The following is a 15,151-nucleotide window of genomic DNA, read 5'->3' as shown; positions in this document are numbered from 1 at the left end:
TCCATTGTCAGCTACTCGCTATACAGCTTGCAAGCAACTATTGTGTAAATCTAAGCATAATAGCTAGCCTACTTAAAGTGGGTTAAAGCCGCTGTGCTGACATCTCTCTTTGGACTGATCTATGAAAATTTAGTCTTCTGTCCAAGGTATGAAGCCGATTCTATCCTTTGCGGTAGATGATCCGTAGGGGAGGTATGTTTGTCCTTTGGAAAGCCTTTCGTCGCAGAAACTTACTACCTCACTATCTCAAGCGTCATCCTTTAATCATCCTCCTCACCAAAAGCAGCCGTAGAAGTTTATGACAACCGCTCAAACCCTCGCTGAGACCGATAGCTTTGACCTGAAGCAACTGCTTAAAGTTTTGACCGAAGTGAAGAAAGGAAACTTCTCAGTGCGAATGCCGTTTGATCAGACGGGTATCGCAGGAAAAGTTGCCGACACGCTTAACGACATTATTGATAAGAACGAGCAGATTGCGACGGAGCTAGAGCGGATCAGTACTGTGGTGGGGAAAGAGGGTAAGACGAATGAACGGGCTTCATTGGGTGGAGCAAAAGGATCGTGGAAAGCCTGTGAAGGATCAATCAACACGCTGATTGTGGATTTAGTGCAGCCGATGGCGGCGATCACGCGGGTGATCCGCTCCGTGGCAAATGGTGACCTGTCGCAAGCGATCGCCACGGAGATTGAAGGGAGATCGCTGCAAGGGGAGTTTCTGCAAACAGCACAAATCGTCAACACGATGGTGTCTCAGCTTCAGTCCTTCGCTTCAGAAGTAACGCGGGTGGCGCGGGAAGTGGGAACAGAAGGAAAACTGGGCGTGCAGGCGGAAGTAAAAGGGGTTGCTGGAACCTGGAAAGATTTGACCGATAACGTGAACTCGATGGCGGGGAACCTGACAGCACAGGTGCGGAATATTGCCGAAGTGACAACCGCTGTGGCAAACGGCGACCTGTCTAAGAAAATTACGGTGGATGTCAAAGGCGAAATTCTTGACCTGAAAAGCACCATCAATATCATGGTGGATCAGTTGAATTCCTTTGCTTCTGAGGTAACGCGGGTGGCGCGGGAAGTGGGAACAGAAGGAAAACTGGGTGTACAGGCGCAAGTTCCTGGAGTTGCTGGCACCTGGAAGGATTTGACCGATTCTGTGAACTCGATGGCGGGGAACCTGACGGCGCAGGTGCGGAATATTGCCGAAGTAACAACCGCTGTGGCAAACGGCGATTTGTCCAAGAAAATTACGGTGGATGTCAAAGGTGAAATTCTCGATCTGAAAAGCACCATCAACACAATGGTGGATCAACTCAACTCCTTTGCTTCGGAAGTAACGCGGGTGGCGCGAGAAGTAGGCGCAGAAGGTAAATTAGGTGGACAGGCGGAGGTGCGCGGCGTAGCTGGCACCTGGAAGGACTTGACCGACTCTGTGAACTTCATGGCAGGTAACTTGACCGGACAGGTGCGAAATATTGCGGAAGTGGCAACGGCGATCGCGAACGGTGACTTGTCCCGCAAAATCACAGTGGATGTAAAAGGTGAGATTCTGGAGCTGAAAAACACCGTCAATACGATGGTGGATCAGTTGAACTCCTTTGCCTCTGAGGTAACGCGGGTAGCGCGGGAAGTGGGAACCGAAGGAAAGTTGGGCGTGCAGGCGGAAGTAAAAGGGGTTGCCGGAACCTGGAAAGACCTGACGGACAACGTGAACCTGATGGCAGGTAACCTGACCGGACAGGTGCGAAATATTGCGGAAGTGGCAACGGCGATCGCCAACGGTGACTTGTCCCGCAAAATTACGGTGGATGTAAAAGGTGAAATTCTGGAACTAAAAAACACCGTCAACACGATGGTGGATCAGTTGAATTCCTTTGCCTCTGAGGTAACGCGGGTCGCACGGGAAGTGGGAGCCGATGGTAAGTTGGGCGGGCAGGCGCAAGTGCGCGGCGTGGCCGGAACCTGGAAGGATTTGACTGACTCGGTAAACTTCATGGCAGGCAGCTTAACAGCACAGGTGCGGAACATCGCCGAAGTGACAACTGCTGTAGCAAACGGTGACCTGTCCAAGAAAATCACCGTGGATGTGAAAGGCGAAATTCTCGACCTGAAAAGCACCATCAACATCATGGTGGATCAGCTCAACTCCTTTGCCTCGGAGGTAACGCGGGTGGCGCGAGAAGTGGGAACCGAAGGGAAGTTGGGCGTACAAGCCGAAGTGCGCGGCGTTGCCGGAACCTGGAAAGACTTGACCGATTCGGTAAACTCGATGGCGGGCAATTTGACGGCGCAAGTGCGGAACATTGCCGATGTGACAACCGCTGTAGCAAACGGCGATTTGTCCAAGAAAATCACCGTGGATGTTAAAGGTGAAATTCTGGAACTGAAAAACACGATTAATACGATGGTGGATCAACTCAGTTCCTTTGCCTCTGAAGTAACGCGGGTAGCACGCGAGGTGGGAACGGAAGGGAAACTGGGCGTACAGGCGCAAGTTCCTGGCGTTGCCGGAACCTGGAAAGACCTGACGGACAATGTAAACTCGATGGCAGGTAACCTGACCGGACAGGTGCGAAACATTGCCGAAGTGGCAACGGCGATCGCCAATGGTGATCTGTCCAAGAAGATTACCGTGCAGGTGAAAGGTGAAATTTTCGAACTGAAAAACACCATCAACATCATGGTGGATCAACTCAGTTCCTTTGCCTCTGAGGTAACACGGGTGGCGCGGGAAGTGGGAGCCGAGGGCAAACTAGGTGTGCAAGCTGATGTACGCGGCGTTGCCGGAACCTGGAAAGATTTAACCGACTCCGTAAACTTCATGGCAGGCAGCTTAACGGCGCAAGTGCGGAACATTGCGGCAGTGACGACCGCTGTGGCCAACGGCGACCTATCCAAGAAAATTACCGTGGATGTTAAGGGCGAAATTTTGGAACTGAAAAATACCGTCAACACGATGGTGGATCAGTTGAATTCCTTTGCCTCGGAAGTAACACGGGTGGCGCGGGAAGTGGGTGCTGAAGGGAAGTTGGGCGTACAGGCAGAAGTGGGCGGCGTGGCTGGCACCTGGAAGGATTTAACCGATTCTGTGAACTTCATGGCAGGCAGCTTGACGGCGCAGGTGCGGAACATTGCCGAAGTGACAACGGCGGTGGCGAACGGTGACCTGTCTAAGAAAATCACCGTGGATGTTAAAGGCGAGATTCTCGACCTGAAAAGCACCATCAACATCATGGTGGATCAACTCAACTCCTTTGCCTCTGAAGTGACGCGGGTGGCGCGAGAAGTGGGAACTGAAGGAAAACTGGGCGTACAAGCGCAGGTGTCTGGGGTTGCCGGAACCTGGAAGGATTTGACTGATTCGGTAAACTCGATGGCGGGTAACCTAACGGCGCAGGTGCGGAACATTGCCGAAGTCTCGACCGCGATCGCCAACGGCGACCTTTCCAAGAAAATTACCGTGGATGTGCGCGGCGAGATTTTTGAGCTAAAAAATACCGTCAACACGATGGTGGATCAACTGAGTTCCTTTGCCTCTGAGGTGACACGGGTGGCGCGGGAAGTGGGAACCGAAGGAAAACTGGGCGGTCAGGCACAGGTGATTGGCGTAGCGGGCATCTGGAAAGATCTGACCGATAACGTCAACTCAATGGCGGGCAACCTGACGGCGCAAGTTCGAGGCATCGCTAAAGTCGTGACCGCCGTCGCCAACGGTAACCTGAAACAGAAGTTGATGCTGGATGCCAAAGGGGAAATTGAAACCCTGGCAGACACGATTAACGAGATGATCGACACTCTGGCAACCTTCGCCGACCAGGTGACAACCGTGGCGCGGGAAGTGGGAATTGAAGGGAAATTGGGGGGTCAGGCGAAAGTGCCGGGTGCATCAGGCACATGGCGTGACCTGACCGACAACGTAAACGAACTAGCGGCAAACTTGACGACTCAGGTACGAGCGATCGCCGAAGTGGCAACCGCCGTGACCAAGGGCGATTTGACACGGGTCATTGCGGTTGAAGCTCAGGGCGAAGTTGCCATCCTGAAAGATAACGTTAACCAGATGATCGCCAACCTGCGCGAAACCACCCAGAAAAACATCGAGCAAGACTGGCTCAAAACCAACCTGGCAAAATTCACTCGCATGTTGCAGGGGCAGCGCGACCTGGAGACTGTCTCCAAACTCATCTTGTCCGAACTGGCTCCCCTGGTATCCGCCCAACACGGCGTATTCTACCTGCTGGAAACCAGCGAGATACATCCACCGTTCCTGAAATTGCTTAGTACCTACGCCTATCGAGAGCGCAAGAATCTAGCAAATCGCTTCTATCTCGGCGAGGGATTGGTCGGACAATGTGCCCTGGAGAAAGAGCGAATTCTCGTTACCGAAGTGCCCCACGACTATATCAAGGTCAACTCTGGATTGGGCGAAGCATCTCCTATGAATGTCGTTGTGTTACCGGTGCTGTTTGAAGGACAGGTGACAGCCGTAGTTGAACTGGCTTCCTTCAACCGCTTTAATGACATTCACCTCACCTTCTTCGACCAACTGACCGAAAGTATCGCGATCGTCCTCAACACGATCGCCGCCAGTATGCGAACTGAGGAACTGCTGAAACAGTCCCAATCTCTGGCAGAAGAAATGCAAGGTCAGCAAACTGAACTCACCGACACCAATCGTCGTTTGGAGCAACAGGCGCAATCCTTGAAAGCGTCAGAAGACTTACTCAAGAGTCAGCAAGAGCAACTGCAACAGACCAACGAAGAACTGCAAGAAAAAGCCGAACTATTAGCGACGCAAAACAGCGAAGTAGAGCGCAAAAACAGCGAAATCGAGCAGGCACGATTGTCTTTGGAAGAAAAAGCTGAACAGCTAGCGCTAACTTCTAAATACAAATCTGAGTTTCTGGCAAACATGTCTCACGAACTCCGAACTCCGCTTAACAGCTTGCTGATTCTGGCGCGACTCTTATCCGATAACACTGAGAGCAACTTGACCCACAAACAGGTGGAATATTCCCAGACCATTTACTCTGCCGGAAATGACTTGCTAGGGCTGATTAACGACATCCTCGATCTGGCGAAGATCGAATCCGGCACAATTTCAGTGGATGCCGAGCCTATCCTGTTTGCCGATCTGCAAGTGCATCTAGAGCGTACCTTCCGTCAGATTGCCGTCGATCGCAAACTCGATTTTCACATGCGCTTCAGCGAGCAACTGCCACGCACCCTTTACACCGATGCCAAGCGGCTGCAACAGGTGTTGAAAAACTTGCTGGCAAACGCCTTCAAGTTCACAGAGCGGGGACAAGTAGAGTTAGAAATCAGCGTCGTCACCCAAGGCTGGAGTCTAGAAAAAGCTAGATTAAATCAGGCAGATCAGGTGATCGCCTTTGCGGTGATCGATACGGGCATCGGCATTGCTCCAGAGAAACAGCAGATTATCTTTGAAGCCTTCCAGCAAGAAGATGGAACAACGAGCCGTCGCTATGGTGGCACCGGTTTAGGCTTGTCGATTAGCCGGGAAATCGCCCAACTTTTGGGAGGTGAAATTCGCCTGACGAGTGAACTGGGTCAGGGCAGTACGTTTACCCTCTATTTGCCATTGACCTATGTAGATCGCCAAGAGAACGGGGAGACAGGCAGACGGGAAGGCCGGGAGACGCGGAGAATCATTCCGGTAGAAACCCGCAGAGCGCCAATTTCAAATGGCTCCACGGCTCAATCGGTTAGCTCGACGATCGCCCTGCATCCCACAGAAGTCGCGTCACCCACTCCGTCATTGGGAAGCCGAGCCGCTATTCCTGTCACCGCAACCCAAGTGGGTACCTTTTCAGCTGATCCAACGCTAGAAGACGATCGCGTTTCGATTCAACCCAATGATCGCTCGTTGCTGATCATCGAAGATGACGTTAACTTTGCGCGCATCCTGCTCGATCTGTCGCGGGAACACGGTTTCAAAGGCTTAGTTGCCACACGGGGAGATGTGGGGCTACAGATGGCGCGAGAATTTCAACCCTCTGCCATCATGCTAGACATCCGGTTACCCGTTTTGGACGGTTGGACCGTGTTGAACTACCTCAAGCACGACCCTGCCACTCGCCACATTCCGGTTCACATTATGACCGTGGAAGATGGGCAAGACCGCAGCTTGCGGCAAGGCGCGATCGCCTACCTGCAAAAACCCGTCAGCAGTGAATCCCTGCTCAATGCCCTAGCGAGCATGAAAGAGTTTGTGGAACGGTTAGTCAAGAGCTTGTTAGTGGTAGAAGACGACGACCAGCAACGCCAAAGTATCGTCGAGTTGATTGGAGATAGCGATGTCAGCATCACGGCGGTTGCAACCGCCGCCGAAACTCTAGCCGCTATTCGCGCCAAACAGTTTGACTGTGTAGTCCTCGATCTGCTGCTGCCCGATGCCAAGGATTTTGAGCTACTCGAACAAATCAAACGCGAACCGAACTTAGGTCGCCTGCCGATCATCGTCTACACGGGTAAAGAGCTAACCGTTCAGGAAGAAACAGAACTGCACCGCCTGTCCGACATCTTGATCCTGAAGGATGCACGATCGCCCGAACGCCTGCTCGACGAAACCAGCTTGTTCCTCCATCGGATTCAGGCAAACTTGCCCGATCGCCAACGGTTGGTGCTAGAACAACTACGGCGCAATGATCCGATTCTGACAGACAAAAAAGTGCTGATTGTAGATGATGACGTTCGCAATATCTTTGCCCTCACCAGCCTCTTAGAACGCCAGCAAATGCAGATTCTATACGCCGAAAGCGGCAGAGATGGCATCAATATTTTGCAGGCAAATCCTGATATTGATGTGGTATTGATGGATATTATGATGCCTGGAATGGACGGTTACGAAACCATGGGGGCAATCCGACAGATTAGTCAGTTTGCCGATTTGCCGATGATTGCCCTCACGGCCAAAGCCATGAAAGGCGATCGCGAAAAATGTCTAGAAGCAGGTGCAACCGATTACATCACTAAACCGGTCGAAATGGAGCAACTGCTGTCACTACTACGAGTCTGGCTCTCCCGATCTAGAGACTAGGTGCTAAAGGGTGAGAGCAGCCTAGTTCTCACCCTCAATTCACACTTTGCTTGGCAGTTCATCCTCTCCGCCCTCCAATTCCCCACACCATGTCCTCTGAACTCAAAGCCAACATTCTTCTGATTGACGATCGCGTAGAAAACTTGATCGCCCTAGAAGCCATCTTGTGCCGATTGGGGCAGAATCTAGTGACAGCCCAATCCGGAAAAGAAGCGCTTCGGTGTCTGCTGAATCAGGATTTTGCCGCAATTCTGTTAGATGTGCAAATGCCAGGAATGGATGGATTCGAGACCGCATCTATCATTCGGCAGCGACAGCGATCGCAGCATACGCCAATCATCTTCGTCACTGCTTTTAGCACCGACGATCAGTTGCAGATGAAGGGCTACGCATTAGGAGCAGTGGATTACTTACTCAAACCGATTAATCCCGAAATTCTCATTTCCAAAGTCTCTGTATTTGTTGAATTGTTCAAAAAAACCCAGGAGATCCAGCGGCAATCAGTGGAATTAGCCATGCAGAAGGTCGAGATTATCCACGAACAACTTGCTCGTCAACAAGCAGAATCTGCCAACCGAATGAAAGATGAATTCATGGCGATCGTTTCCCATGAACTGCGAACTCCGCTCAACTCGATTTTAGGCTGGTCAAGACTATTGGTAGCAGGCAAACTTGACGAGGGCGCGACGAGCCGTGCGATCGAAACTATCAATCGAAATGCCCTATCTCAGGCGCAACTCATTGATGACATCCTGGATGTCGCCCGCCTTACCAGCGGCAAAGTGAAAATTCATCAACAGCCGGTCAATTTACTCAATTTGATTTCAGACGAACTGGAGTCTATCCGTCCTGCTGCAAACGAGAAAGGGATTCAACTGACCGGTGAGTTCACGTCCGATCACTGCATTGTCAGCGGCGACATTCAGCGTCTACAGCAAATCCTCCGCAACTTACTCTCAAACGCTATTAAATTCACGCCCGAAAGTGGGCAGGTTGAGGTGGGGTTAAAGAGAATCATGGGCAATGAGTCGTGGATAATTAACAGAAACCAAGAGTCACACCGAACGACCCAACACCCCTTGCCCATCACTGCATTTGCCCAAATCACCGTAACTGACACCGGAATCGGCATTGACTCGGATTTTCTACCTCAGATTTTTGAATACTTTCGCCAAGCAGATTCGTCCTCTACTCGTTCTCATGATGGGCTAGGGCTAGGATTGGCGATCGTCCGCCAACTCGTTGAGCTTCACGGTGGCAAAATTGACGCTGCCAGCGAGGGAAAAGACAAAGGCACGACCTTCACTATCTTTTTGCCGTTGCAAACTCCAACCCAACTCGACTCCTCCTCCCAGATGCCAAACCCAGAGTCATTGCATAGCGATTTAGCCCTAGAGAATATCTCTATTTTGGTCGTTGATGACAATTTTGATAATCGGAACTATCTTGTGACCGTGCTGGAGATAGCGGGTGCTCAAGTCACTGCGGTTGCGAGTGGACAAGAGGTGATAGATTTCTTACAACACTCGCACCCTGATGTGTTGTTAAGTGACATTGCCATGCCCAACGAAGATGGTTACGAACTACTGCAACGAGTTCGGATGGTTGAACAAAAATGGGGGAGGACAATCCCGGCGATCGCCCTAACTGCCTATGCCAAGCAAGAAGATCGAAATCAAGCCATCTCAGGCGGCTTCCAACAATTCCTCTCCAAACCCATTGATCCAATTCAGTTGATTGAAGCTGTGGCACAGGTAGCGAGAGCAAAAGTCGGCAAGCTGACAGCCCTTTAAACACTCATCAAACCTCTTTGATAGTCCCTGACGACTGAGGCTGATCATGCCAATCCAGGCTTGCGTAATTCGTTGGAGCGTAATTCGTTGGAGCGTAATTCGTTAGATAGGAGGAGTTTGATCTCGAACACTATCGGCTTCAGCAGTCTGCTGCTTAACTTCAAGCAAATAACCTCGCGCTAAGCATAGTCTCAAACGCAGGTGCTGCGATGGCACTCCGAGGTGCAACACTCATAACGTTTGATACCCAATTGCCACTGCTTTTACCCAATGAATCGAACATTTTGGATTACTGCTTTAATTTCCTTCACAAATTCTCTGAGCTTTACAATTCTGATTCCGATTCTGTACTTGTATGGTAAGCAGTTTAATCTCACAGATTTTCAAACGAGTTTACTATTTTCTATTTATTCCGTTGCTCAGTTCTTTGCAACGCCTGTCATTGGGAAGCTCAGCGATCGCTTGGGGCGTAAACCGCTTTTGATTGCCAGTTTGGCAGGTACAGTAGTGGCAAACTTTATGGCAGGCACCGCCAGCACAGCGGGAATTCTCTTTTTTGCTAGGTTTCTTGATGGCATCACGGGTGGCAATGCATCAGTAGCTCAAGCGGTTGTTTCAGATATTATTCCGCCCCAAGAGCGGGCAAAAGCATTTGGAGTATACAGCGCTATTAGTTTTGGATTAGCCTTTATTTTAGGTCCCGTGATTAGTTTGCTAGCGCAAAGGTATTCTTTGGGAGCAGGCTTTTTAGCATCCAGTGCGTTTGCATTTTTATCGCTGCTGATTACTACTTTCTTTTTGCCGGAAACATTGCAAACAAAAGCGGCTAAGGCAAGTAATATTTTTGATATTGGATTAGGAAACTTGATCAAGGGATTAACGATTCCTAAGGTTGGTATTTTATTAATTATCAATTTCCTCATTGGCACCACTTTCACGATTTTTACGTTTGCCTTTCAGCCCTATTTTATTAATGTGCTAGGTCAATCTAGCCAATCGCTGACGTTAATGTTCGTAGCATTTGGGGCGATCGCAATTTTAATGCAAGCAGCAGCGATTCCTTTATTGATCAAACGCTTCAGCTTAGTGACTATTTTGCTAACTGCAATTTTTGCTCGTAGTGCATCGTTTGCTTTGATGCCGTTGATTCCTAGTATTGTTTACTTTGTGGGTATTAGTTTAGTTTTTTCCTTGTTTAATTCCTTTGTGCAACCCATGATTACGACGTTGATTTCACTCAATGCAGATGCGAAGACTCAAGGAACTGCATTAGGATTGAACGCTTCTTACTTAAATGTTTCCAATGCGTTTGGTCCAGTGATTGCCGGATTGATTGTAAATCAGGCAGACTTCAATACTTACAAATATCCATTGTATTTAGCTGGAGTACTGACATTCTTGGTGTTTTTGTTTGCGATCGCCAAGCGTGATCAATACAGTCCTAAATCAGAGCTATCTCCCTCTTAGGATTCATTTTGTTGGTTGCCACACATAGCTGCCTGTCTTGTCAATGTAGCCTGCTTGACCATCTGTATAAACCAGCGCCAGTCCCTCTACAAAATTTAGCGCCAGTCCAAACTGAGGCGAAATGGCCATTTTTCCAGTCTGGTCAATATAGCCATAGAGATCGCCCTTCTTCACTGCTGCCAACCCATTTGAAAAGCGATCGGCGCGCTCAAATTGCGGTGGAACCACAACCTTTCCAGTCTTGTCGATATAGCCCCATTTTTCACCTAGCTGAATGCTTGCCATGCCCTCATGAAATTCTCGAATTTCCTCAAACTGAGGCGGAATCACAACCTTTCCTGTGGTGTCGATATAGCCCCATTTTTCATTCTGTTCAACTCCGGCAAATCCTTCGCTAAAGACCCACATGCCCGACAGTGCATCTCCTTCCAAGTGAGGCTGAATCACCATTTTTCCAGTCTGGTCAATATAGCCTCGTTTACCGCTCACTAACACGGGAGCTAGCCCATCCGCAAACGCCATGGCATAGTCAAATTGAGTAGGGATGGCAACCTTTCCAGTTTTATCAATGTAGCCCCACTTCCCACCGATTTCCACTGCCGCCAGCCCCTTTTTAAATGCCTGTGCCTCGTTAAATTGAGCTGGAATGATTACCTTTCCAGCTTTGTCAATATAGCCATACTTTGTGCCGACTACGACTAGCGCTAAATCATTAGAAAATCCAAAAGCTAAACGATATTTTGCTGAAATAACAGGCGTTCCAGTTTCATCGATAAAGCCGTATTTATCATTCGCTTTATACTGCGCTCGATCGCCCACAAAACCCCAAACTAGGTCGTCAAAACGAGGTGGAATGATTACTGTACCGATGCGATCAATAAAGCCATATTTTCCGTCTTGAACAATCCGAAATAAGGGCTTACGTTGTGGAGTGGTTGCTGTCACAGTTTGGGCAGCCAAAACTGATGGTGTAGCTAGGCTGAGCGATCGCGCTAGCACAGGCTGCCCTCCGCTCATCAAGCTAAAACTGGTGATGCAAATGAACCTAAAAAATCCAAATGAATACATCGTTGTTAATTACAATTTATGAAACAGCTAGAAAGATTAGCCCCATTCCTTCGCTCGTCTCTTCCTGAAGACTGAGGTAAAGTCTCTGTCCTAAGAGTCTTATAGATCACCAAAGCGCACTGGTAAATTTGCTTTATAAAACAACTTTAATTTTATTTAGGAGATAAGTTATGGCAGACGTTGTTAAAAATGTAACAGACGCGATTAAAAATGCTGTTCAAGATAGTTCGATCCCTGGCATTTCTAACGATAAAGAAGTTGTTCCCGATTTGGTCGATAAAACAGACACTACGCAAAATCTGGATGCAGAGATGCTGAAGGAATCGATCGCCGAGGGTGACACGAAGGATCTTAGTGTGGATGTTGGCGCAGATTACGCAGCTGCTCAAGGAATGAGCACGGGTGCGGTCGGTGCTGCTGAAGCTGAAGCCCTGGTTGCCCCTGAGCTTGAGGTGTCTACACCCGCAGAAGTGGCGGTGCCTACGATGTCTGCTAACGATCAAATTGACTATACAGACATGGCTAAAGATATCAATCCTGCTGGCTCTGGAGCCGGGAATGTGACGGACGATCTCGTGAAAAAAGCTTTGGACTTAGGTAAAGCGGGTGGTAGTTAGGTCAAGATTTCAGGAGTGGACTGCAATAGCTTCAGTCCGCATTCGGAAGATTCATACTGCTGCTTAAACATCTATCACCTTGACAAGATTTGGTGATTCATAGTTGAAGCTAGCAAGTAAATATATAAAGGTACTGGAGCCGGGTTAGAGGGGTCGTAACGCTTCTACCCGGTTTTGACTATTGTTCTTTACTTTTTACACTACAGCGGACGCTTCCAGTTGGCTAGCTGAGGGGTTCTGATTCAAATGGCGATCGCTCAATGTGAAGATATTCTCCACTTCGGCAAACCCCTTTTACTTTCAATAGCTGCGGAACGGTCATCGTACTACTGCCATCTTTCAAAGTTGTGGGTTTATCTTCCCACTCAAAAACAGTGAAATCTGCCAGTTGACCTGGCTTGAAACCACCTAGTTGACTCGATTTACCAAGTGCTGCAGCTGGCTGATAGGTGACTCTTTCTATCACTTCGCTCAGAGAAAGTCCTAAATTCACAAACCGGGTCATGACTGTTGCTAAACTGTCTGCAATTTTGACGTTGGAGCCGTTGAGATTAGTAGAAAGAATATTGGGTAAAATGCCCTGCGCGATCGCGGCTTTCGCGGTTTCAGTAGAGCAGTCTGCATTGCTGTAGCTAACATCTAACAGAACACCACGATCAATCGCATCCTTTGCAACAGGCAACAGTTTATAGTCTGAGTCAAACAGCGTATCATCTGGTTGAAAACAGTGAGTCACGATGTCTCCTGCTTTAAGCTGAGGCAATAGCTCTGCTGAAGGCACCACTTCTTCCTGCGGAAAACGTCCTAGATGCACCAGCAGCGGCAGTGAAAACAGTTCTGCTAGTTTTTTTGCAGTTTCCAACATTGGAGAAGTCGTTTCGCCGCGCTGGCGAACGGGACGCACATGAAAGCCAACAATCACATCTCGGTGGGCTTCCACGACCGCCGCAGCGCGATCTATATCCTGGTTTCGTGGGTTAGCAACAATTTCTAGCTGATGGGCAATCAGGTCTGAGGTGGCAATATATAGCAAAGAGGGGTTCATGAAGGAGAAAACCCGCGTTTTTGCAGTGGCGATCGCCGTTTGATAAAACGCATCAAAGGTGAGAATGCTGGAGGTGCCAGCATCGGCAATGGTAGTCACGCCAGAACGGATACCAACATCATCGGCAGACAGGCAAAAATCGCCAATCGTGTTAAAGACATGAGTATGAATATCCATCCAGCCGGGAGAAAGGAAAGCTCCTGCCAGGTCAATGATTTGGGTATCCCACTGGGGCACCAGGATAGGTACAATTTTGCCGATCGCGGAATCATCTTGCAGCACGCCAACAATTTTGCCGTTTTCCACCAGCACATCGCCGCGCCCTTCCAAACCCTGCATGGGGTCTAGCAGATGTGCATTTCTAAAGATCGTTGCCATACCCAATTTACTGTCCTTAACACGCCTTCCAGAATACCGCTTTTGAGTACCAACATAAGGTGTTGTTCGATCGCTTCATTCCTCGATTGAGACGTAGCCGGAGAAGGAGTGGTCAGTAGCGGAGGTAAAGAGTTTTACGATTGACATAGATGTGAATAATAATTGTCAAAAAGCACAATAGCAAGCGGATAGATTGTAGGGAGAATCAGAACCATCCTATTACCTCTTGATCGCAAAAACTATGGGTGAACTCATGGCTCAGATTTTACACGATCGCTATCGTATTCAATCTCTGCTGGGTCGTCAGACGGGTCGAAGAACATTTTTGGCAAGCGATTTGCAAACAGGCTTGTCTGTTGTCGTCAAATTGCTGCTGTTTGGTCCTGACTTTACCTGGGATGATTTGAAACTGTTTGAACGAGAAGCAGAAGTTCTCAAAGCTCTCGACCATCCTGCCATTCCTAAATATCTTGATTACTTCGAGGTTGAGACTAAGCTAGGAAAAGGCTTTGCATTAGTTCAATCTCACATTGCTGCGCGATCGTTACAGGACTGGATACAGTCTGGTCGTACCTTTAGTGAGGAAGAGTTACAGGTAATTGCCAAAGAACTATTAGGCATTCTGGATTACCTTCATCATCGCCAACCTGCTGTCGTCCATCGAGACCTTAAACCCAGCAATATCTTGCTAGGCGATCGCACCGGAAATCACCTTGGGCAGGTTTACCTGATTGATTTTGGTTCCGTCCAAACAGCAGTTCACGGTGGGACAAGAACAATCGTTGGCACCTATGGCTATATGCCTCCTGAACAATTTGGTGGTCAGTCCATCCCCCCGTCAGATCTTTACGCTCTAGGCGCAACGCTCATTTATCTGGCAACGGGACAGCATCCCGACCAACTACCACAGCGAGAGATGCGGATTCTGTTTGAGGATAGAGTCAATCTCAGCCCAAATTCAATCGACTGGTTGAAATGGTTGACAGAGCCAAGCACCGATCTCCGGCTGAAATCTGTGAAGCAGGCATTAAACGCTTTAGAAAAACCAACTTCACGAAAAGGTAGTTTAGCAACTCTTGCCAAACCCGTTGGTAGCAAAGTGCAAGTGACAAATACTCAACAGACGTTGGAGATTCTCATTCCGCCGCGCGGTTTTCATACTGATCTAATGTCTTTGATTGGATCAATTGCATTGAGAGCCTTGGTAACCGTGATGATAATATCTTCCATGAGGATTTCGACTTGGGATTTAGGCTGGTTCTTTACCGCAGCTGTAATTTTTCACTTGTATTTTTGTATTGCGCCTATTTGGCGGATTCTCGTCGCTTTATTTGGAACAGTCAGATTGCAGATTACTCAATCAGAAATTTTTCTCACCTATGAAGTATTAGGGTTGAAGAATTTACTACCGCTCATCGCCTCTCGACAGACCATTGTGAAAATTGAACTCACTCGTCTTTCATATGAGAGAGGTTCTAATGGGTATAAGATCGCAGTCCCTTCTCAACTTGACATTTGGGTAGGAACAAAGAAATTTCCACTGGGTAATGTAGACAGTTTGACGGCTCCAGAACTTGACTGGCTCGCTCAAATCTTGAGTAATTGGCTAAATTTACCGATTACCTGAAGATGAATAATAGGTCATACCGAAAAGAACGTTTGAAATAACCGCAATATGCTATTCACTTTTGGCGCTAGTTGAGATCCCAGGCAAGATAACTTCTTGTAA

The 15,151-nt window shown here is 48.6% G+C and carries 7 protein-coding genes; 5 read left to right on the top strand and 2 right to left on the bottom strand.

Annotation, left to right across the window (positions count from 1 at the left end; translation table 11 throughout):
- Window positions 1–298 precede the first annotated feature (298 nt).
- The 3 genes from JOY44_RS03400 (at window position 299) to JOY44_RS03390 (ending at window position 10,314) form a co-directional block, all read left to right on the top strand.
- Window positions 299–7,054 carry a HAMP domain-containing protein gene (locus JOY44_RS03400; RefSeq protein ID WP_171572322.1) on the top strand — a complete coding sequence of 2,252 codons (6,756 nt, stop codon included), beginning with the start codon at window positions 299–301 and terminating at the stop codon, window positions 7,052–7,054.
- 89 nt (window positions 7,055–7,143) lie between these two features.
- Window positions 7,144–8,847, top strand: a complete 1,704-nt coding sequence (locus tag JOY44_RS03395) for a response regulator (protein ID WP_171572321.1) — start codon at window positions 7,144–7,146, stop codon at window positions 8,845–8,847.
- Between the two features lie 270 nt (window positions 8,848–9,117).
- The gene (locus tag JOY44_RS03390) at window positions 9,118–10,314 is read left to right on the top strand and encodes an MFS transporter (protein WP_171572320.1); all 1,197 of its coding nucleotides are present in this window, start codon (window positions 9,118–9,120) and stop codon (window positions 10,312–10,314) included.
- Window positions 10,315–10,317: 3 nt separating this feature from the next.
- Here the strand turns inward: JOY44_RS03390 and JOY44_RS03385 are convergent, their stop codons facing one another.
- Window positions 10,318–11,331, bottom strand: coding sequence for a WG repeat-containing protein (locus JOY44_RS03385; protein WP_207211153.1), 1,014 nt, complete (start codon window positions 11,329–11,331; stop codon window positions 10,318–10,320).
- Between the two features lie 221 nt (window positions 11,332–11,552).
- Between JOY44_RS03385 and JOY44_RS03380 the strand changes: the two genes are divergently transcribed.
- Entirely contained in the window at window positions 11,553–11,999 is a 447-nt protein-coding gene (locus JOY44_RS03380; protein WP_171572318.1) for a hypothetical protein, read from the top strand.
- Window positions 12,000–12,222: 223 nt separating this feature from the next.
- Here the strand turns inward: JOY44_RS03380 and JOY44_RS03375 are convergent, their stop codons facing one another.
- Window positions 12,223–13,422, bottom strand: coding sequence for an amidohydrolase family protein (locus JOY44_RS03375; protein ID WP_171572317.1), 1,200 nt, complete (start codon window positions 13,420–13,422; stop codon window positions 12,223–12,225).
- 253 nt (window positions 13,423–13,675) lie between these two features.
- Between JOY44_RS03375 and JOY44_RS03370 the strand changes: the two genes are divergently transcribed.
- A complete protein-coding gene (locus JOY44_RS03370) occupies window positions 13,676–15,049 on the top strand; it encodes a serine/threonine protein kinase (RefSeq protein WP_197984923.1) in 1,374 nt (457 codons plus the stop codon).
- Window positions 15,050–15,151 lie beyond the last annotated feature (102 nt).

The organism is Leptolyngbya sp. Cla-17 (assembly GCF_016807185.1).
Lineage (GTDB): Bacteria > Cyanobacteriota > Cyanobacteriia > Leptolyngbyales > Leptolyngbyaceae > ULC077BIN1.
The sequence above is the reverse complement of the archived record's forward strand: the minus strand, read 5'-3'. Positions and strand labels throughout refer to the sequence as shown.